At 49.0% G+C, this 22,315-nt stretch carries 13 protein-coding genes; 3 read left to right on the top strand and 10 right to left on the bottom strand.

Annotated features, from left to right (window positions below):
- Window positions 1-11: 11 nt before the first annotated feature.
- The 7 genes from IFU39_RS11430 to IFU39_RS11395 all read right to left on the bottom strand — a co-directional run bounded on the left by IFU39_RS11430 (window position 12) and on the right by IFU39_RS11395 (window position 11,560).
- Complete coding sequence (locus IFU39_RS11430; protein ID WP_149846292.1) at window positions 12-1,859, bottom strand: IucA/IucC family protein; 1,848 nt, start codon at window positions 1,857-1,859, stop codon at window positions 12-14.
- Complete coding sequence (locus tag IFU39_RS32900) at window positions 1,819-4,005, bottom strand: aldolase/citrate lyase family protein (protein ID WP_223199851.1); 2,187 nt, start codon at window positions 4,003-4,005, stop codon at window positions 1,819-1,821. Before IFU39_RS32900 ends, IFU39_RS11430 begins: the two co-directional genes overlap by 41 nt.
- Complete coding sequence (locus IFU39_RS11415; protein WP_149846291.1) at window positions 4,002-5,837, bottom strand: IucA/IucC family protein; 1,836 nt, start codon at window positions 5,835-5,837, stop codon at window positions 4,002-4,004. Before IFU39_RS11415 ends, IFU39_RS32900 begins: the two co-directional genes overlap by 4 nt.
- Window positions 5,812-7,599, bottom strand: a complete 1,788-nt coding sequence (locus IFU39_RS11410; protein WP_223199850.1) for an IucA/IucC family protein — start codon at window positions 7,597-7,599, stop codon at window positions 5,812-5,814. Before IFU39_RS11410 ends, IFU39_RS11415 begins: the two co-directional genes overlap by 26 nt.
- A complete protein-coding gene (locus IFU39_RS11405; protein WP_223199849.1) occupies window positions 7,577-9,010 on the bottom strand; it encodes an MFS transporter in 1,434 nt (477 codons plus the stop codon). Before IFU39_RS11405 ends, IFU39_RS11410 begins: the two co-directional genes overlap by 23 nt.
- Complete coding sequence (locus IFU39_RS11400; RefSeq protein ID WP_149846289.1) at window positions 9,004-10,359, bottom strand: diaminobutyrate--2-oxoglutarate transaminase; 1,356 nt, start codon at window positions 10,357-10,359, stop codon at window positions 9,004-9,006. Before IFU39_RS11400 ends, IFU39_RS11405 begins: the two co-directional genes overlap by 7 nt.
- Window positions 10,360-10,537: 178 nt before the next feature.
- Complete coding sequence (locus tag IFU39_RS11395) at window positions 10,538-11,560, bottom strand: hypothetical protein (RefSeq protein ID WP_091015875.1); 1,023 nt, start codon at window positions 11,558-11,560, stop codon at window positions 10,538-10,540.
- 1,063 nt (window positions 11,561-12,623) lie between these two features.
- On the opposite strand from IFU39_RS11395, the gene IFU39_RS11390 reads away from it, so the two are divergent.
- Window positions 12,624-13,205, top strand: a complete 582-nt coding sequence (locus IFU39_RS11390) for a hypothetical protein (protein ID WP_105600992.1) — start codon at window positions 12,624-12,626, stop codon at window positions 13,203-13,205.
- Window positions 13,206-13,428: 223 nt separating this feature from the next.
- Window positions 13,429-15,201 (top strand): alpha-glycosidase, encoded by a 1,773-nt coding sequence (locus IFU39_RS11385; protein WP_192132676.1) that lies wholly within the window; start codon window positions 13,429-13,431, stop codon window positions 15,199-15,201.
- 197 nt (window positions 15,202-15,398) lie between these two features.
- On the opposite strand, the gene IFU39_RS11380 is transcribed toward IFU39_RS11385, so the two are convergent.
- The 3 genes from IFU39_RS11380 to IFU39_RS11370 are packed head-to-tail and all read right to left on the bottom strand — an operon-like array spanning window position 15,399 to window position 19,548.
- Entirely contained in the window at window positions 15,399-16,760 is a 1,362-nt protein-coding gene (locus tag IFU39_RS11380; protein WP_192132674.1) for an ANL family adenylate-forming protein, read from the bottom strand.
- On the bottom strand, window positions 16,754-18,172 hold the full coding sequence (locus IFU39_RS11375; RefSeq protein WP_192132672.1) for a hypothetical protein: 1,419 nt from the start codon (window positions 18,170-18,172) through the stop codon (window positions 16,754-16,756). Before IFU39_RS11375 ends, IFU39_RS11380 begins: the two co-directional genes overlap by 7 nt.
- Window positions 18,169-19,548: an alpha/beta hydrolase-fold protein gene (locus tag IFU39_RS11370; protein WP_192132670.1), complete on the bottom strand. Its 1,380-nt coding sequence runs from the start codon at window positions 19,546-19,548 to the stop codon at window positions 18,169-18,171. The genes IFU39_RS11375 and IFU39_RS11370 overlap by 4 nt, the downstream gene beginning before the upstream one ends.
- Before the next feature lie 446 nt (window positions 19,549-19,994).
- On the opposite strand from IFU39_RS11370, the gene IFU39_RS11365 reads away from it, so the two are divergent.
- The gene (locus tag IFU39_RS11365; RefSeq protein WP_192132668.1) at window positions 19,995-22,151 is read left to right on the top strand and encodes an alpha-amylase family glycosyl hydrolase; all 2,157 of its coding nucleotides are present in this window, start codon (window positions 19,995-19,997) and stop codon (window positions 22,149-22,151) included.
- Window positions 22,152-22,315 lie beyond the last annotated feature (164 nt).

Genomic DNA, 22,315 nt, shown 5'->3' with positions numbered 1-22,315 from the left:
CACTTTAACCTCTATTCCTTGTGAAAAGGGTTCCACCCTATGCCTTTGCCCGATGGCATCGCGCCAGGCACTCCGTCTGCTTCAAGCAGCGGACGGACAACCAACTTCACGGGCCACGCCTCGCTCTCGAACACCGCATGAGCGAGCTCGGCCCGGTCACCTTCAGGAAGCTGCACATGAGTCAGCGCTTCCTTCCAAGCCTGCTCCGTGATCTCCCATAACTTCGTTTCCGGGATGTGATACACCTCGCTCAGTGCCTCCATGATCGCAGCCAGATTCACCTGCGTCCCGAGCGACTGAACATAAAAGATCAGCTTCTGGATCGTCTCGTTATACAGACTGTTCGAGTAGCCAGGTCGAATATGATAGGCAGGGTCTGCAATGCCATGTTTGTCCAGATAAGGCTGATGCAGACGCACGGAATCATGATCGCGGAACAATAGACCTTTTACCTGATTATCCCGTAACACCAGACAGCAGTTCTGACCATGAATCTCAGGTACAACACCCACCTTGAACAGACGCATCACGATATCATAGAACGTCGTAGCTATACTCTTATAGAATTCCACCACGTCCGTACTGCTAAGGTCATCTCCCAGAATCTCCGTTAATAGATGATGTCCATCCAGATTCACACCCAGCGCAGCCATAGGGATGACTTTGTAGGATTCATCCAACAATTCAGGAGGATACACACGAATCTGTGCAGCCAGATGCCGGGGATGATCGTCGAACAATCCCATGGATTCGGGCATGAACCCCCACCAGTTCTGCTCTTCACACATATATACCTTGTCCTTCAACGTCTCGTCACAAGCAACGGCCTGTCTTAACATCTGTTCTCCAGCAAGACCATTCAACAGTTTGACTACTGGCAGATAACGAGCAGCCCCCAGCGACAGCACACTAACGGGTAGTTTGAGCATCAGATTAGATTCGGTTGATGGGGCCATCGAGCGCAGAGAGGATGTGGCCTGTACGTCGCCCGCTTCAATATCCAATACAACAATGCTGCCCTCTTCAATCTCTCCAGTGAAGCGAGGCAGGATCACATGCTGCAATTGCCACGGATGAACAGGCATCGGCAGATATTCGTAGAGCGTGATCCCTTTTCGGGCAAACTCGGCCTCCACCATTCCTCGCTGAACATCGTCTAAGACGTCCAAAATGGACAACCCATCTTCGCAACCTTGCTGCACGGCATCCAGCCGTATAGCCACCCAGCGTAACGAAATCGCCTTCCCGAATTCCGCTGCATACTGTGTAACATCTTCTGCGTTGAATCCCACCTTGGCTTTGGACGATGGGTGGAATGGACGATCCCGTAATGCCGCAACGCGCTCCCCTTTGATAAACCACTCATAAGCAGAGGCAGGAACGCAGGCGGACAGATACTGAACTTGTTCCCAGCCCAGAGCGTACTGCTCCACAGCAATATCCAGACTAGCTAGGAACTCCGCAACTCCAGGCTGCGCATAAGCCCCATCCGACAAAGCCCTCTGTAACACCGCACGTCCAACTTCTGCCGCAGAATCAAGGAGAACCCAGCTTCCATCTGGTTTCTCCTCATATATTGCTGAACCCTGAACCCACTGAATCGCTTGTCTCACTCCTGTTTCAATCAGACACAGTACACCTTGCGTATGCAATCTAATGTCAGAAGCACCATTCTGTATCTGCTCTTCGCCGTCATATTCCTTATACAATCGTCTGAATGGTGCAGGTGCTGCGGCAAAATTAATGAATGGGTGATCCTCCAGTGGGAGTAATTGCTCGGCCAAAAATGAATTCATCAGATCCGCCATAATCTGGCGTTCAGCGGCTTGCAGACTGGAATGCTTCATCAGTGTTGACATGATTATTGTCCTCCGTTAGATAATGGAATGCCGGGTGCGGATGCCCCAGAAAATCATGATGCGAGATGGTCCAGCAATAAGCTCCAGACTTTTCAAACAAAACAATATCTCCCACCCGCAGCAGTGCTACCTCCGCATCAGAATGCATGCGATCCTTGGGTGTACACAGCTCACCTACGATATGGACTCGACCATCCCTTACCTCTGGGCGGGCAAATGAATGCTTCCAACGCTCCGTCGTCATGATCTGAAACGGATGGTTATGCCCCCATGAAGCAGGCAGACGATTATGGTGCGTACCTCCTCTTAACACAACAAAATGCTGATCATGAGAAGTTTTGATATCCGTAACCTCTGCGGCATAATACCCGTGGTCTGCCACAAGCAGTCGACCAGATTCGAAATACAACTCACCTCCACGTGAAACAAGGCGTTGTCTGGCTTCACTTTGTTCCAGCAGGGAAGTAAACAACGACCAATCGAATCCGGGACTTCCATCATAAGTGACACCGAATCCCCCTCCTGCATTCACCACTTCCACAGGAAGACCATATTGTTGCTGCCATTGCTCTACCTTTTGCAAATACAGCTCAATCATCTCAGCATGCAGCCTGGCGTCCATATTGTTGGACAAAGAGTGAAAATGGAACCCGCTCAACCGAACAATACCCGCGCCTTCCACACGAATGAGTTCGATCGCTTCTTCCACCGACTCTTCATCGATGCCAAAAGGACTTGGCCCACCGCCCATGACAATCTTCGTCCGGGGTAACGTACTGCTTCGCAGATTGATTCGGAGCAGAATGCGTACTTCCTGCGTTTGCTTCTGTTGTTGTTTCTGTTGGGGCGCATGTTCTTGATCCTGCTTTTGCTGTCCTTGAATAGGTTCCTCTCTGTACTCCTGCGTGTACCTCAGCCCCAGTTTCTGCTCCCATTCTTGCTGCTGCCTGTTCTTCTGTACCTGCGCCTGCTCCTTCTCTCTATCTTTCGCAATCGCAATGATGCGCCGCAGCTCCAGCAGACTTTCCACATGGATATAACTCACGTCATTCTCGATTGCTAACCGCAGCTCGTTCTCCTTTTTACCCGGACCTCCAAACAGAATTGGAACCTCTCGACTTACAGCTCTAACTTTGAGCAACTCTCCAATGGAAGCCACTTCAAAGCCCTTTACCAATGGAAGCAACGCCTCAATGATGCGTGGATCAGGATTCGCCTTGATGGCATAGAACAACTGTGTATTTTCGGGCATGCTGCCCAGCATCTGACGTACCTGTTCCTGAATGCCAGCCAGATCATAGATATACGCACATACCGGGTCTTCCATCCCTCGTTGAAGTTCATCGATCGCCTGCCATACACTTGGTTTCATATCTGCCCACCCGCATTTCCTGTAGTCATTCCGTTTTTGGGCATACGCCCGAAATGCCGTATTTCGGTCATCCCCCAGCACGTATATATGTACTCCCCGCTCAGCCCAGAGCGCCATGTCTTCCATGCCTCTCGTGACCGTAGCATAAGGTACTTCGCGCTGCTGCGCGGTAGCATGCAATTCATCCAGCGCACGTCTCACATCCGGGTGCTCGGTCTGCCATGGCACGCCGAGGGATTGCGACAGATCCGCCGCACCTTCCAATACAAAACTCACCCGAGGGTGAGACAGAATCTGTGCACTTTGCCGAACTCCCTCTGCACTTTCAATCATGGGGACAATCATCACTTGTTCGTTCGCTTCCCCAATGTATCCCGTGAGAGGATATTTCCCAAATACCCCAGGACGACCACTATTCAGACTCCGCATGCCAACCGGATGATAGTAAGCGTGACGAACCGCTTCTTCCACCTGCTCCAACTGCTCGACATGCGGAATAACGATGCCCTGTGCGCCACAGTCCAGCACTTTAAGAATCTCCGCTCGCTCTACCTTCGAGATACGTACCAGCGGAGTTAGGTCTACCAGTTCCGCCGCCCGGATCAATTCCTCTACCGAATCCATCGATGTTGCGGCATGTTCCAGATCAATAATGACAAAGTCATATTCCGCATGTCCGATCATCTCAATGATGACTGGGTGCGGTATGGATACAAAAAGGCCATACACGGGCTGTTTACGTGAGATTTTTTCCTTCAGCGTGTTCATTCTCATTCGACGATTCCCTTTAATTCAAGCGTTCCCTGTGATTCCAGTGCATCCTTCGATACCTTGAGCGGATTGCTCGCCTTACGGAAATACAACTCCCCATCCCCATACAGACGGCGCTTGGTCATCTCTTCGATCAGTGCATCTTCGGCAAAAAGGTCAAATGCAACAAACCGCTCTGCGTATTCCGGGTGCTGCTTCTGATAATTCACAATTACACCTGCGCACAGCTGCCAGAATGACTGCTCTGACAATCCAAACTTCTCAAAGGCCAACGCAATATCCGTCATACAGATAAAGAAGAATGCGTCATACGTATAGTCACGGACTTCCGACACATCTTCCGCATAGATGAAAGAATACCGATTGAACTTGCGATGAGTTTCCGGCTCGGGGTTCAGCTTCGGTGCCCTTTCCGGATGTAACAGTTGATCCGGTACATAGCGAACACCATCATGCAGATCCTTGATAATAATCCGTTTCGGGAGATCGTCTTCCAGTACCAAAATGATATTCTGAGCATGAGATTCCAGTGCAATCCCGTGTGCATAGAGCAGATGGATAATCGGCAGTGTAACCGTGCGAACGAGGGCCTCGCTCCACTTTTCCACGCCATGTCGTTCTACAGCATCCTGGATAAATGGAACACCATCCGCTTGTACCAACATCAGCGCATTCAGCGGCCACGCCGTCTCACCTTGCTTCAGGTGAACCGATACATTCTCCCGCCAGATGCCTCCGAGTGTGCCGTAGGCCCGTCCATACTGCGTTGCAGGCAACTGCTCATAACGGAACGACAGTCCCATGATTTCTTTTAAAAGGCCAAACTGCGCCCGCTGCAACAGCTCATCTTCACGAACGAGATTATCCAGCCAATCGCTGATCAACGGTGCGTTCTGGGTCGTATGCTGTGCCAGAATCCGCGTGCTCGACGTGTTGGTAATGCTGAGAGCCAGCTTAATGTAAGGAGCTTCGGGGTTCACCCGGTTCGACAGCGAACGGATTGACTGCTGTGCACGATAGGGCGAAGACGATGGACCGAGATACACGATGTCTCCATCCATCAGTTGACGGGCATATACCGACTCCAACTGGTGCTCCCACTGCCACGGATGAACCGGAATGAACACATATCGATCATCCGCGTCAGAACCTGTCTTACCGTCACCCTCCAGAACCTCTTGAAATCGCTCTACGTCCTCCGCAGTCAGATGCTGCCTTACCAATTCTTCAGAACTATATCCCGCGGATACAGCGGTCTGAGCGAGTTCTTTTTTCACAGCCACCCAGACTAATGAAACTTCAGAGTTAAACTCAGGACCATAGGCCAGATTGTCTTTCAGAGAAAACCCTAACCTCGACTTGTAACTCGGGTGATACAGATGACCGTCGGTCATGTGACTTTCGAGCGCATCATAATGCCGATCTTCTAGCGGAATGTTCAACGGCAATATCGCCCGGCACTGGCTGTCCTTTGCCATCGTTTCGAGCAGCTCCTGAATAAAAGCCGTCACATTGGCACCCTTCAATGAGTTCAGCACGATTTCCTCCAAAAACAGATCCAGATCGGTGCAGGGTACGCCTTCCCTTTGAATCGAACCCTTCTTCACCTTCACTCGGCCAAATGAAAACTTTCGTTCGGCTTCACACGTGTACGCCACAGAATCGCCGGAAGATGTAAGGCCGCTGGTTCGCCATTCGCTTCCACTCATATCACTGTCCAAAATGCCTTCGAACCACATCGCCTCCAGCGTCTGCCGCATGATCCGTTCCTGTACATTTACGTATATCGCTTCTGTCCTGCCGCCTGCTTCAGCCCTGTATCCCACGACTCCCACGCACTTCACTCCCTATTCGTTTCATTACATTGCTCACTGGCACGTAGGCTGGAGTCTGACTGATACCCCTTAGACAACTCACCAGATTTTGTTTGGCCAGAAATGCATCCGTTATCAGCAGATGTTGCACATATGCATTGCCCGTTCGTTCCAGTTCCTCCACAAGTACCTCACGTACTTGCTTCCAGAAATGCTCCTCCGGGACGTTCACATCTCGCGCCATGGCATGAATCAGAGACCCCAGATGATTGACGATAAAGTAGTACGATGTCCGCGCCCAGGCGTTCTCTCGCGAATAAAATAATAAATCGGACGCAGCACAATCCTGCTCACGGATAAGTTCCTCATCCACACTGACCCCTTCCAGATCGCGGACGATAAAATCCACAGGCATGCCATCCTTTAATGTCACAAGCGTATTCTGCAAATGGGCTTCAAAATGAATGCCTTTCTCTCCCGCCGCCCGTACAATCGGCAGCAGAGAACATGCCAGATAACGATCCATCCAGCGCTCAGCTATGTCACGTCCACCACCCAGCATCGTCATCAGTCGCGACCGCATCCCGGGAATCGGTGCTTCAACCAGACTGGATAAGACATACGTATTCTCGACGTCAAACTCAACGGGCCGATAAGCTATCGTAAACAGACTGGTTAACTCTTCATCATCAAAGTTACATGTCGCTACGCCTGTCTCATACGCAATATGGGTGTGCGGTTCAGCACCGAAACAGTCATGCTGGCTGACGTATTTGGAGGCATCCAATGTTCTGCGCATCTGCTCAGCACTATTGGTGCGAATCATGTTGGTGATCTGCATGTTCAGTGACAGCTTGATATTGCAGTTCCATTCGGGAACATATACCGTACGGACCGAAGAAGTCGGATAGACGATTGGCCCCGCACTGCCAAGCAGAATTAATTTTTCATCTCGAATATAGTGCTGTACCTCGGACAACCGAGATATATATGCGTATTGCCATGGATGGACGGGAAGCAGCCCATACATCTCACTCTTTCCTTTTAAAATAGGCTCCATATGACTCCGCAGGAGATCATGCAAATCCATTGCCGCCTCGTCATCGACCCATTCCTGCACGTAGACATCCTGCCTCACCGCGATATAACAGAGTTGAAACGATGTGCGCAGCTCCGGACTGTACTTCTGAACATCCTGCTCGCTGAAGCCTTTGGAATTCTTCGGGAACGGGTGAAACGGATGACCAACCAACAAAGACTGTTCCGATGTGCGATAGTCGTTGATGTCGAGACCCGCTGCTTGTTCGATATACAAGGTAAGGTTACGTACACTGTTATCTACCTTTTGTGCAAAATCTCTGGCATACGCCGCCTCGACACGGTTCGTATTTTCACCCAATGGATGTATATTCTCCAGCTCAAGTGAACTCTTCATTTCCACCGCACTCTTCAACATTCCACGTTGATCCAAACTCGCTCCCTGTTCCCCATTCCCGCTTAATTCAGATGTGATCCAACGAACCAGGTCGCGATAATGCACGGTTTCCCCGCCAGATTCCATGCTGAGGTATTCATGCTCCCCAATGGCAGAGTAATAAGACAAGCGACCTGTCACCGTCACCCCGCTGGCTTGAAAAGCAACCGCGTACGTCAGCGTATTCGGATTGATCCGAATATCGCTTTCTTTCTCTAGCGCAAGCTCACGTATGTAACAGTTCAGCAACAGCTTGCACGAATGTTCATGGGCCTGCTGCTCAGCCTCAGACCGGAGCTTGTTTTCCATCTCGAACAATGATGCCAACCTTCTTTCGGGTTATAAGTAAGACCAGGGGAAGTGTAAGCAGTATGGCACAGCCAAGTCCGATACAGATCTCTTTGAGCGCTCCCCATTTTGCCATCTCCATGGACGTTCCTGTCCCGGCTAGCCATTGCCAGCGCATATCGTAATACAGGGTCATACCCATCACCGCAAACGAAGAAGCCAGCCGCTCAATCGTGGTTGATAACACTGACCCTTCGTGCATGTCTTCGTCCGGTAATGCTTGCAGGCCAATTGCAGAGATACTCATGCCTGACAGACCAACGCCAATTCCACGGCACGCCATGAGCATACCGATGATCCAGATCGATGCTCCCATCGGCAGAACCGCAAACGACAAGATCGATATGGACACCAGCAACGTACCCCATGCGATAAAATGCATGGACCGACCGCGATCCAGCAAACTGCCGCCAATCCACATGAACAGACTTGTACAGATCGACAAGGGAATGAACAACGCACCGGACAGGGCCGGCGACAGGTGGAAGACGTCCTGGAACAATAACGGCAATGCAAAGATCACGCCAAACATGACACAATCCTGAATGGTCGAGATCAGCACGGTCAGTGGAAAGACGGCATTACGCCGCAGTAACTGGTACCGGATCAGTGGTTCCTTGCGACCATTCTCGGTTTGGACAAAACGAATAAGCAACACCACACCAAGCGCAATCAGCATCCAAGGTACCCATACTGCCACGACAGGACTTGCGTACAACTGTACCCCCAGACTAAGGGCACCTACAGCGCAGATCAGCATTATGACACTGGATGGATGCCATTTTTTCCTACGTGCAGGGATATAGGTCTGAATGACTCGACCGCACCCGATGAACGAGAATATAGCCAGCGGCACATTAAGCCAGAACAGCATTTCAAGCCGTCCATACTGAATGATGAAACCGCCCAGCGTTGGCCCAGCCGCAGGAGCCAGCATTAGCAGCAACCCCCACGCTCCTGTAATTCGTCCCCTTACCTCCGGTCCATATACATCAAACAGCAACACAAGTGATAACGGAATCATCAGCCCGGCGGCAACCCCATGCATGAAACGAACCAGCAAGAGTACTTCGATGGAGTGATAAAACAACGCACCTGCCACCGAGAACAGTCCATAGATACTGATGCCCAACATATACGTCTGCTTACGCCCCAGTCGGTCCACAATTAGGGAAGCCAGTGGCATTGTTAATGTCATGGCGAGCATGTAGAGGGCGATGATCCATCCTCCTGCTGTCGTAGAGATCTGATAATATTGCACAAAATAAGGCAGCAGCAGGTTGAATGCACTGTTGGTTAGTACCAGCGAAAAAGCACCGAGCAGAATCGCGAGTAATACGGCATGCCTCTTCATCAGGGACAGCTTCAGCATGCAGCCGTTGCTAAGGCAATCGCTTCAGCTACCGATTTCTCAAAGATCGCCAGGATCGCGCCCGATTCTTGTTCCGTAATATTCAGTGGCGGCAGAAAACGAACAACCGCTGAATGACGCCCGCCCAGTTCCACAATTAGTCCATTCTTGAAACATTCACGCTGAATAGACTCAGCCAGCGCACCATTAGGCAGATAATGTCCCAGACGATCCTTCCGTCCCATTGGATCAACCACCTCAACGCCAATCATCAATCCTCTGCCTCGCACATCACCAATCTCTGCATACCGCTCTTTCAATGCATTCAGTTGATTCATGAACTGCTCACTGCGCAGATGCACGTTGTGTAGAACATCCTGTTCCCGGATATAACGAAGTGTGGCAAGTCCCGCAGCCATGGCCAGCTGATTGCCACGGAACGTTCCTGTGTGTGCACCAGGCTGCCATTGGTCCAGCTCTTCCTTATAGATGACGACAGACATGGGCAGACTTCCGCCGACCGCTTTGGAGCAGATGATTACATCGGGTATAATTCCGGCATGTTCAAATGAAAACATTCGGCCTGTGCGTCCGATGCCTGTCTGCACTTCGTCGATAATGAGTGGAATGCTTCGCTCTGCTGTGATTCGGCGCAGCTCCTTCAGCCATTCAATGTCTGCCGGAATCGCCCCGCCCTCGCCCTGCACCGTCTCCACAATGACTCCGCACGGTGCGGCAATACCGCTCTCGCTATCATCGAGCAAGTTCTCGATATACTGTGCGCTTAACCGGGCCGTCATGCCTTCACCAACACCAAATGGGCAGCGGTATTCATAAGGAAAAGGCAGGAAATGAACATCCGGCAGCAGGCTTTGCAAATGTTGTTTCTTGCTCAGGTTGCCACTCATCGACATCGTTGCTTGGGTCGAACCGTGATAACCACCCTGAAAGGCAAGAATGGACTTGCCGCCTGTTGCATGTTTAACCAGCTTAATGGCTGCTTCTACGGCATCCGCTCCGGTTGGACCACAGAACTGGATTTTGGCCTTGTTCTGCATCTCTGCTGGAAGAATGGAGAACAGTTCTTGCATATATGAGAGCTTCAGCGGCGTTGCCAAATCCAGTGTATGTAGCGGAATTTGCTGATCCAGGACATCGCGAATGGCATTGACCACCGTGTCATGGTTATGCCCTAGCGCCAATGTTCCTGCACCAGCCAGGCAATCGTAGAATACGCGGCCTTCCGTATCCGTAATCTTCACCCCATGGGCCTTGCTAATGACAAGCGGGAAATGTCTGGGGTACGATCTTGCATTGGACTCCTTCTCATTTTGCATCTTCAGATATTCCGTCTGCACTTCTACTGACATAGCCCTTTAACGCTCCTTATCATCGATTCAGGCTTAACTGCTGCCTGTGATTCTTGTTCTGCACTATTCATATATGGCAAGGTGTCTTGGTTCAAAATCATGGTAAGTTCCGATTTATATATGATGGTATCTATCATCCATCATCTGATATTCGTTATATATTGTCATCTATACGTTGTTATAAGTTATACGACTTATATTCAAGTTGTTCCTGACACAAGTATTCCAGATATAACCGAACCACATCACGAGTTGTCCCCCCATGGGGAAAGACGTGGTGTGTCAGATCCGGCAAGGCGTTCACTTCCAGAATGCCCCCTTCTTCTCTGGAGATCGGCGTGCGGATATCACGACAACGAACATCGACCCCTGCTACATCAATCTGAAGAGTTTGGGCCGCCTGAACGATCATTCGCGCATTCTCGGGATGAATGATTTCGGTACAATCCTTGTAGAATTCACTGATTTTTCCGGCGGCTGAGTTACGGAGATCATATAGCTCGATTTCTTCACCAGCAGCAGGAACTTCATCCAGAGTTGTCCCTTGTGCATGCAATACCTCCAGCAGTCGTTCCGTTTCTGCATCCACCTGGGGAAACGCTTCATACTCGCCAATGTTCGTCATCGCGATTCGATCCTGATTCAACTGCTCAATTAACGCCCGAACGGTTGAAGTTCCGTCTCCTTCGACATAGACAGGTCGATACTGGTTCACAGCCACCACTTCACCGTTGATAATCAGCACTCTGTAATCGATCCCGGTCACATATTGCTGTAACATAATGCTGCTGCCGTGGACACTCGCAAGACGAATGGCTGCCTCCAGTTCATCAGCGGTACGCACATCCAACGTCACGCCCATGCTGCTGCTCGCATCCAGTGGTTTCACTACAATGGAGCCGTATTTTTTCAGAAAAGCTACTGCTTCGCTCCCCATCTCCGGGATCACGATAAATGATGGTACAGGCATCCCCTGTTCATGCAGCAACATATTACATGCCTGCTTGTTCTTCGCGAGCAGTCCAGCGATTAACGGCAGACGATGAGATCTGGTCTTGTTAATGATGATCTCTTTATCCCCTACAGACAGCTTCAGAAAATCTTCGCATCCCTCAAGAAGTGGCTCACAGGTGATGCCCATTTCTCTCGCTTTGCTTATAATGAGTCGGTTTTGCAGATTATGAATCCCTTTCGGAAACACTGAAAATCCTCCTCGATCGAATGAAAGTACTCGCTCATACGTTCATCAATATTTATTGTGATTGATATTGATATTGATAATGATTATCAATATCATATAAAATCTATTTTATGGCAATTTGTTCTTTGTTGTCAATAATAAACTTTTAAGGAAAAATAAGATTGATTTTGAAGTAAGTTTATGTCGGCGTGGTTTTGTTACATCGAATAACAGGTACAACATACGCGGCAATCTCTGAATCAGATGAAACCAAGAGTTTGCCTGTTCCTGTTATCTGCATTGAACGTAGAAGCGTTGACGAGGAGGGTTAAAAATAGAGATATAGCTTGAATCATTCATCGAATCTTTATTGAAGTAATCATGGAACACGTAGAGAAATACTTAATGGTTTAAATTGAGACAGGTCGGACAGTAATTCTTGGGATCTTCGTCAGTCGATATTCCGCAGCCAAAATCTGCATCTTCAGATCCTCAGGCCAGCTGAGTGTAACGCTGTTCTCCATTCAGCTTCCTTCCCCTTCCATGCGGGATAATGGTTGGTGTGCCGGACAGTGGACCCGACTGCAATCTCACACTCCATCTGGAAAACCTTCTGGACCATGTCCTGTGTAACGAGATCTTCCGGTTTACCTTTCTACGTAGATGGACTTGTTGTAAACAGCCACAATGTGATGTAACCCGTCTCCCTTTTTCTGATAAATGATATTGAATCTCATTATCAACTGAATTGTAATGGAGATGAAATCATTATACAAGCATTTATTTGGAAAAAATTTTCATTCTACTTCAAACCATATCACTTCTGAAATCAATGATATAATCCAATTCCACATAAACCGTATATGTAATTTTTTCTTTCTTACTTAACATACCAATTTCTCTTCTTACTTTTAGCTTCATCTAGTGCAAGCCCTTTTTGCTGGTGAAACATTATTCATTCATATGCATTCATATGCATCCAACCAAGGGTTTTACTGTAAAACAATTCCTGTAATTTCTTGTCGCACTATGTTAGATTATCCATTGGAATAAAATCACATCTATAGATAGGGGATATTAACACGTGAAGAAATCATGGGTACTATCAATCATTATGAGTTTTGTCTTGCTTGGCGGGGTATTCGCACCTGCGGGGTCCTACGCCTCAGCTGCGGATGACTCAACCACTACATATTCGGAAGACGAATACTATGAAGAAGTTGACACGTCCGAACAAGAACCGATCCCTACAGTCGAAGAAGAAGATTTCCTCAACTACCTGGATCAGTTGGATACCGCGTCGGTATATGAGGAGAAAGCCTTTAATGCTTTGGGAGGTGGATTTTACATTACATCATCCAATCGCAAGTCCGTTTACCTGAAACTGACCAACACAGCGGTTCCTAACTACACCAAATATGTATCCAAGCTGAAGTTGATTAAACCGCAAAATGCGGAATTGAAAAAAATCCATGCCAACTTGATCAAAGGTAGCTATACACAGCTGGAAGGATTCCAACTTGCTAAAAAAGCGGTCTCCAAAACAACGGTAAACAGTGCTCTCCTGAAACAATCCAATGCCAAAATTGCTGCTGGCAAGAAAAATATCGAGAAGTTTCACAAAGAATTCTCTGCATACGCCAATAAACTTGGATTTGATTTATAAAAAACAGTAATTGCAGATATGCATCCTACATTTCGAATAAAACAATTTGAAATTTAAGGAAGAAAAGTGTTTTCTTTTGCTGAGTTAATTCGTATAATAACACTATAATCAAAAGGCTATGCTGCCGAAAGGTACAACCTCGTGAACAATTGAGGTTGTGCCTTTTTTTGCGTTCATGGCCGCATTGATCTGAAATCTCATCATTTAACGAGGAGTGTTTTACATGATTCTTGAAGCCATTTACCATCGCCCCAAACTCAATTGGTCCTATGCTTATGACCGCTCGACCATGCATTTGCGACTTCGTTCCAAACGTGATGATCTGGATGCAGTGATTGCCATTACCGGGGATAAATATGCCTGGGACCGAACGATCACACACATTCCCATGCACATCTTTGCCCGGGATGAAATGTTCGATTATTGGGAAGCTGAGACTTCACCTCCCTACCGCCGATTACGGTATGGTTTCCAACTAATTCAGGGAGAGGAATCGGTCTGGATGACAGAGCGCGGATTCGAGCAGGCGCTGCCTGATCATCCACTGGAGTTTTTTGATTTTCCATTTATGAATCCGGTCGACATTTTTGAACCGCCTGCGTGGGGGAAGGACGCCGTGTTTTATCAGATTTTCCCTGAACGTTACGCCAATGGCGATCCATCTATCAGTCCTAACAATGCTGAACCCTGGGGAGGGGAACCCACACCTGTGAACTTCTTCGGAGGGGACCTGCAAGGTGTGCTTGATCATCTGGATCATATAAGCCAGCTGGGCGTCAATGCCATCTATTTCTGTCCGCTGTTCGAGGCCACCACGAATCACAAATACAATACAGGCGATTATATGAAGGTTGATCCTCATTTTGGAACCAATGAACAGTTCAAGACCTTTGTGGAGGCTTGTCATCAGCGCGGCATACGTGTCGTTCTCGATGCGGTATTCAATCATTCCGGCAGAGAGTTCCCTCCTTTTGTCGATGTCATGAAGAATGGAGCCGCTTCCCCCTACGCAGACTGGTTCTATATCAAAGACTGGCCGCCGCGTGTGGAGGATGGCATCCCAACTTATGATACCTTTGCCTTTGAACCGCTTATGCCAAAGCTGAACACGGAGCACCCTGACGTGAAGGCATACCTGCTGGAGGTAGGACGCTTCTGGATCGAGGAGATGGACATTGACGGATGGAGGCTCGATGTAGCCAACGAAGTGGATCATCAGTTCTGGCGTGAATTCCGTCAGACGGTAAAAGCCATCAAGCCTGATGCTTATCTGCTCGGTGAAATCTGGCATGATTCGCTCATGTGGCTTCAGGGAGACCAATTCGATGCTGTGATGAATTATCCGTTTACCAATTCGGTATTGGACTACGCCGTGAACGGAAAGCTCGACGGACTCGGATTTGCCAATGAGATCGGCAAACTGCTTGCAGCCTATTCACAAACGGTTACTGAAGCTGCCTTCAATCTGCTCGGAAGTCATGATACACCCAGACTGCTGACCTTGTGTGATGGAGACGAGCGCAAGATGAAACTTGCCGTTACGCTGCTGCTTACGTATCCAGGTGTGCCATGTATTTATTATGGAGACGAAGTGGGGCTTGACGGGGGATATGATCCGGGTTGCCGCAAGTGTATGGAATGGGATGAGACCAAGCAGAACCGTGAACTACTGGAATTCTTCACCCATACGATTGCCCTTCGCAAACAGCACCCTGCGCTGCGCAGCACGGAACTGAAGATTGTATATGCAAAAGCCGGAGACCCTTGTCTTGCCATCGAACGATCGGATTCGCATACGGGTGAGCGCATGCTTCTTGTGCTGAATGCGGGAGATGAGCCATGTACTCTTGAACTCCCTTTGGCAGAGCGTAACGTTTGGCGGAATCTGTACACATCAAACACCGTGGAAGCTAGGCAAAATAAACTGACCCTCGATCTGGAAGCATACGGCTTCTCCCTACTGCAAATGGAGGTCAAACAACCAGCTGAGGCCTGATATAAATACAGCTAACAAGGAAAAAAACATTAAATAGGCTGTCTCCTAGGTCATATTGTCGACCAGAGACAGCCTCTCCTACATCTTGTACGTCTTGTGCATCTTATACGTCATATCCTAACGAACCCACCACACGTTAATTTCTTCATTTTATAAGCGGACTCAATGGCTAACGAATCAGAGAAATATTATTTCGTTCAGGATATCGACATCATCGGTTTACGGATTTTCTTCATTCTCGAACTTACGAGTTCTCCCTGTGTAATTACGATTTTCTGCGGAATCTTGTATGAAGGCAGCTTGTCCCGACAATATTCCCAGATGGACCGCCGCAGATCGGTTAGAGTACATTCTGTAGCCAACCGGATAGTCACTTTCACTCTCTGACCCGTGATACCACTCGGTTCTCCCGAAACTACCGCCGCTTCAATACATTCCATCTCTTCCAGAACACCCTCGACCTCGGCAGGATATACCTTCCGTCCCCCTATGTTAATAATCTCCGAACGGCGGCCCAAAATGCGAATGTACCCCTGCTCCAATACGGCTTCATCTCCGGTACGCAGCCACCCATCCTCCGTAAAAGGTGATGGTGCATTCAGATATCCGATCATCGCAGTTGCTGTATGAATCTGCAGTTCTCCTTCCACCACCCGGTACTTGACCTCTTCATCTTGAATGGAGAACAGCAGAGAACCTGGTTCTTTGGAACGGGTTGGCAGAATACCAAGTTCAGACATGCCATAGGCCTGTATCGTTCTGATCTGTGGAAATCTCCGGTTCCAGGCTGCCAGTACAGATTCAGGCATCACTTCCGATCCGTATGATACAACCTCGAGACTGGACAGGTCATACCCCTCATCATTTCTGCCCAGCAGCAACAGATTCATGAATGTTGGGGAGACAGGCAGCGCCTGCACACGAAACTTCTCAATCGTCCGGCACACTTCTTCGGGAGATCGATCCGCAATGATACACAGACATCCCCCACTGGACAGGGATTGCAGCATTGTATTCACACCGCCGATATGATCAAACATCATGAATGGAATCGTTCGCAAGGGCCGAACCTGCCGCCGAAAACGATGTAACAGCCGATCTGCACGATGCACAGTCGCTTTACTCACTCCGGTTGATCCGGATGAAAAGAGTACCAGTCCTCCTACACCCTCCTGTGCCAGCGTAGCTAACAACACAGGAACCTCTCCAGAAGTTTCACACGTTTGCCGAATGCATAGCTTGCCTTCTTCAACGCTCAACCGCCATTTCACCTGTGCCAGTTCGATGTATTCCTGTCGTTTGGCTTCAACCAGGTACCGATCCATGGGGAGCACGATACACCCTTGTCCGAGCAAAGCAACCAATGCCGCCGCTGCATATGGGGAATAGTCATCCTCCAGTGTTACAAGTTGCCCCGTCAGCCCTTCTGCTATAATCCACTCACCCATAATGCCAACCTGTTCCAGCAGCCAACGGTAGCTGTACTCCCGATCCTTCCAGATCAGTGCAGGATGCTGTCCCTGCTCCGCGAATCGTTCAAGCAAGAATTGGTTCAACATTTTGCTTCCTCCTCACCGGCAGGCGAATATTGCTGTGCGAGATAATCGACAAGTGAGCCTACCGTCTGATAGGGACTTTCCGGCATGGAAGCAGCAGCTATCTCCGCCAGAGCAGCTCCCATTCCCGTACCCCATCGATCTTCAATTCCCTGCTCCACCACAGCAAGCAATGACACGAGTTCCAGCGAATCCAGTTGCCCATTTCGTCCGTATAGCGGAGCGTTACCGCCCTCACCAAGCGGAATCGATGTATTATGGTATGCATTTAACTCCCGGCAACTATCCAGCACAATACGAAGCAAGGCCTCCCTGTGTTCTTGTTCAATCATTGGCACGGTCTGACGTTGAAAGCAATTTGCCTGAGGCATGGACTGTCGAAGCGACTCATACCAGTGCCATTCATCCGTGACCAACATTTTAATGACACCTGTCAGCTGTACTTTCCAGTGCTCGCGGTTCTTCATCCGGCTGACCTGCAGCATATTGTATGCCTTCTCCCACCGTGCAATGATGTCGCTGAATTCTCTCGCATATTGATCAAGTGGAGAACCGAGCCATAAGGCAGACTCCTGAAGAAGATCTCGAAGAAAATACCGGCTCCATCGCATATCGAACAACAGACCCGATATTAACATTTCATTGGCCTGATCCCCTTCTTTCGTCCCATGTAACGTATCCAGGAGCTGCAGAGACACCGCATGTCCAAAATAATAATTCCGCTCTCCTTGTGTAATCGTCCGGCCTGTCAGAAATTCTTCAATCTGCGTTGTTAACGCCTGGGTCAACATGTCTCGGTACCCGGCAGAGTCAAGCTGCACAGTTGCCCGAATGTCCATGGTGCCAAACGTTCGGAGTTTTTCTTTGCGCTTCGCGTGAGCAAGCTCGGGTATGCTTTGGTTCCCTTTCCAGAAATCATGAAAGGCCCTTTGAGTAACCTTTCCCTTATACTTGGAGGGCACGGGATCGTAGACGTGAACATGCTCATCTTCCATACCATATACGGCAATCCAATGGTCTACCAGATGCAGTCGGGAGCCTTGCTTCACGTGTTTGCGAATGTACTCGGGATTCTGATAATCCTCACAGTAAGGCAGATGATAACTGGTTCCTGTAGCCAAAAAAAGTCCACCTTCGCCGATATGCTGCCTGATCAGCGCCTTGCCTTCCTCGAAGGTTTCCAGCTCCCGCTGACCGTACATCTCCCAGATCGGCTCTACATAATCCAGTTTGTGAAAATAAGGCTTCACCAGTCCGTTATCCCCGCACGATGGAAGGCTGTACAACCGGCTTGCCGCCAGCAGTGCAAGACTTGTGATGGATCCTTGCTGATGGAGCACTTCATGAATCAGAGGGAAATTGCAGGGATAATAATAGGGAATGTCCAGCACTGGAGCGAATGAAGGAATGATCATTTTTGGCCTCCTGTTCCCGTTTTGGCTGACGTACTGCCCCAGGATTGGATTAGATAATGCACAGACATATCATCTGTCGCTCGAAATACCCGATTGGAAACAGGTTTGCCATCCACATCGGTCTCGAAACGACGGAAACCGCGAGTAAACCGGAAGGAGAATCCACTATCACGCGGAACTCGGTAACAACCTTCATATCGACCGATACCGGAACGGACAAGCTTCATGCCCATCCCACCATAGATCGTTTCCTGCGTCCCTTCCTCTGAGGCTACCTCTGCATGAATGCAGACCTCCACATGAGTGGACAATTCAGGAACGACAGTGTAGATGCGTGTAGCAGACAGTCCCCCCATATTCAGCGTGATTGATGCACTTCCAATACCGACAGGCACCAGTTCTCCACTCGAACGAACCTGGATTACATCCGGGTCACTTGAAGTATAATTCCCATTCAGCAGACTCCGAACCCATCCGCTCTCGTAGTGCATTTGTGCATTGATACACACGGTCATTCCACCCTGTAGTCCGATGACATCCCTGCCAAGCAGTTTGAGCGAGGTGGGTTTACCAATGTGGCCGAACATGTATAGTAACGGGAGATGAACGCGTGCTCCCCAGTCACCTTCCTGATGACAGGCATCTGGCTGTTCCAAAAATGCCAATTCCTCATCCGATCTGACTCCGCGTTCAAGTAATTGATGAGCTACCCTTCTGACCTGGGAAGGCAGAAACAGACCTTCCGTGTCTCCAATATCCATCCACATCCGAACGTCGGGTACCTCTTCTGGCAAGCGATACATGTTTTCTTCCAACAGCCCGCTTTCCGATGTTTCGTCCAGCTGCACATCCACATAGAATGGCGACATCATGATCAGTTTTCCGAAAACATCCGGATTTCGCATCCCCATGTGCAATGTACAAAGTGCAGCAGCAGATGAACCCAACAGCCCGGTATTCTCCTTGTCCGGCAACGTCCGGTAACGATGGTCTATGATCGGTTTGAGTTCATGAATGATAAAATACTCATAGTCGATGCCTGAGCATCCCACACTCACGGCCTCTCTCTCCGGAGCGATGAAGTGATAGAATTCGTTGTGCGTGACTGGACGGACATGCGTAATGCCGACAATAATCAGTGATTCAATCTGCCCGGAAGAAATAAGACCGTCTGCTGCCTGATCCATGTTCCATGTTTCATTGCCTGGCCCGGACGGACCAAATGCCCGCTGCCCTGCATGAACGTACAGAACCGGATAATGCCGAGCTGTCTGCTCATGGTAACCGGGCGGGAGATACACATAAATGTTGCGGATATTGCCCAGCCGTGACGCCTGAATGCCTTCCAAACATTCGATGACAGAATGGGTACTCAACGATCATCAACCGCCTCTCTTCTCCCGATTCGACTGCATAATACAAATAACCCCGCCTCAGAAGAGACGGGGTTGTCCCAAAACACACGTGCGTGTCCCGGGATACATAGCCCTTATATTGTGAATCTGCGAATAGTTTAATGCGCGAACGTACTTTTGTAAACATAAAAATAGAAAATAAATGCTCTCAAAAAAGTTATTGACATAAGATCCAATATTTCTTACGATAACGTTGTGATCATAACTCGAGGGCCATGCTTTTAAACCAGAGCGGTTTAGGACAACCCCGGTAACTCCCGAAGGAGATGCCGGGGTTGTTGGCGTGTCAAAAGGAGGGAAGTCTTCAATCCACTGCGTATCATTCCGTTGTATTGAAAGCGCTGTTATTCAAGAGCCAGGTTGGTTGTTTATTTAAACTACTACATTCACGAGAAGGGTGGATTACTATGTTTCAAATGGCCAAACGCGTACTCCTCAGCACAACACTGACACTCAGTTTACTTGCAGGAGGCGCACTTCCCTATCTACCTGCTTCCGCGATCTATGCCGATGCGGATACCGCAGTTACCAACAAGCAGAACTTTAGTACAGACGTCATCTATCAGATCTTTACGGACCGCTTCCTGGACGGCAATCCTTCCAACAATCCCACCGGAGCTGCCTACGATGCTACATGCAGCAACCTGAAGTTGTATTGCGGAGGAGACTGGCAGGGCCTGATCAACAAAATCAACGATAACTATTTCAGCGATCTGGGCGTTACCGCATTGTGGATCTCCCAGCCGGTTGAGAATATCTTCGCCACGATCAACTATGGCGGCGTAATCAACACAGCGTATCATGGCTACTGGGCACGTGATTTCAAGAAGACCAATCCGTATTTCGGAACGATGGCTGACTTTCAAATTCTGATTACAACCGCTCATGCCAAAGGCATCAAGATCGTAATTGACTTTGCACCGAACCATACGTCTCCTGCCATGGAAACCGATACGTCCTTTGCTGAGAATGGCAAGTTGTACGATAATGGTAATCTGGTTGGCGGATACACAAATGATACAAATGGATTTTTCCATCACAACGGCGGCTCCGATTTTTCCTCCCTGGAGAATGGTATCTACAAAAACCTCTATGACCTGGCTGACCTGAATCACAATAACAGTACCATTGACCAATATTTCAAAGATGCAATCAAGCTCTGGCTTGATATGGGCGTGGACGGCATTCGCGTGGATGCGGTGAAACATATGCCTCTCGGCTGGCAAAAGAGCTGGATGTCCTCCATCTATGCACACCAGCCAGTATTCACCTTCGGTGAATGGTTCCTGGGATCTGCTGCATCCGATGCGGATAACACGGAATTTGCCAACGAATCCGGGATGAGCCTGCTTGATTTCCGCTTTAACTCTGCCGTACGTAACGTCTTCCGGGATAACACATCCAACATGTATGCCCTCGATTCGATGATTACAGGTACAGCGGCAGATTACAATCAGGTGAATGATCAAGTTACGTTCATTGATAACCATGATATGGATCGCTTCAAAACAAGTGCCGTGAATAACCGTCGTCTGGAACAGGCGCTGGCCTTCACGCTGACTTCACGCGGCGTACCTGCCATCTATTATGGTACCGAACAGTATCTGACAGGTAACGGAGACCCTGACAATCGGGCCAAAATGCCTTCTTTCTCCAAAACAACAACAGCCTTCAACGTCATCAGCAAGCTGGCCCCTCTTCGCAAATCTAATCCGGCCATTGCCTACGGCTCCACGCAGCAACGCTGGATCAATAATGATGTGTATATCTATGAGCGCAAATTCGGCAAAAGTGTAGCTGTTGTTGCCGTGAACCGTAATCTCTCCACACCAGCGAGCATTGCGAATCTAAGCACTTCACTGCCAACAGGCAACTACACCGATGTACTGGGCGGCGCACTGAACGGTAATAACATCACTTCCACCAATGGTACCGTCTCTTCATTCACTCTGGCAGCCGGAGCAACCGCGGTCTGGCAGTATACAACAAGTGAAACAACACCAACGATCGGACATGTAGGTCCGGTGATGGGTAAACCGGGTAATGTTGTTACCATTAGCGGACGTGGATTTGGCTCCACCAAAGGTACCGTATACTTCGGTACAACAGCCGTTACCGGTGCTGCTATCACCTCATGGGAAGATACACAGATCAAAGTGACGATCCCAGCTGTTGCCGCAGGCAATTATGCTGTGAAAGTAGCTGCGAATGGCGTCAACAGCAATGCGTATAACAACTTCACCATCCTTACGGGTGATCAGGTCACTGTACGATTTGTCATTAACAACGCTTCCACCACTCTGGGTCAGAACATCTATCTTACAGGTAATGTGGCAGAACTCGGCAACTGGAGTACGGGCACCACCGCTATTGGACCTGCTTTCAATCAAGTTATCCATGCCTACCCAACTTGGTACTATGATGTGAGCGTGCCCGCTGGAAAACAACTGGAGTTCAAATTCTTCAAGAAAAATGGAGCAACCATTACGTGGGAAGGTGGTTCCAACCACACGTTCACCACACCAACCAGCGGAACAGCGACTGTAAATGTAAACTGGCAATAGAATATTCTGTCCACAAGCTAACCCGGAGTTACGCTAACGCAGCGTATGTTCCGGGTTTTGTTTTGTTTTGTTTTGCTTATCCAGAATGCTTAGGTTTTTCATAAGCTGCTAAGATTACCTCTATCCCACTCTCTGCTGATGTGTACATGTGGTTCAATCCATAA

This window comes from Paenibacillus sp. CFBP 13594, from assembly GCF_014842675.1.
Lineage (GTDB): Bacteria > Bacillota > Bacilli > Paenibacillales > Paenibacillaceae > Paenibacillus > Paenibacillus amylolyticus_B.
Note: the sequence above shows the minus strand (reverse complement) of the source record. Positions and strands in the feature narration are given on the sequence as shown.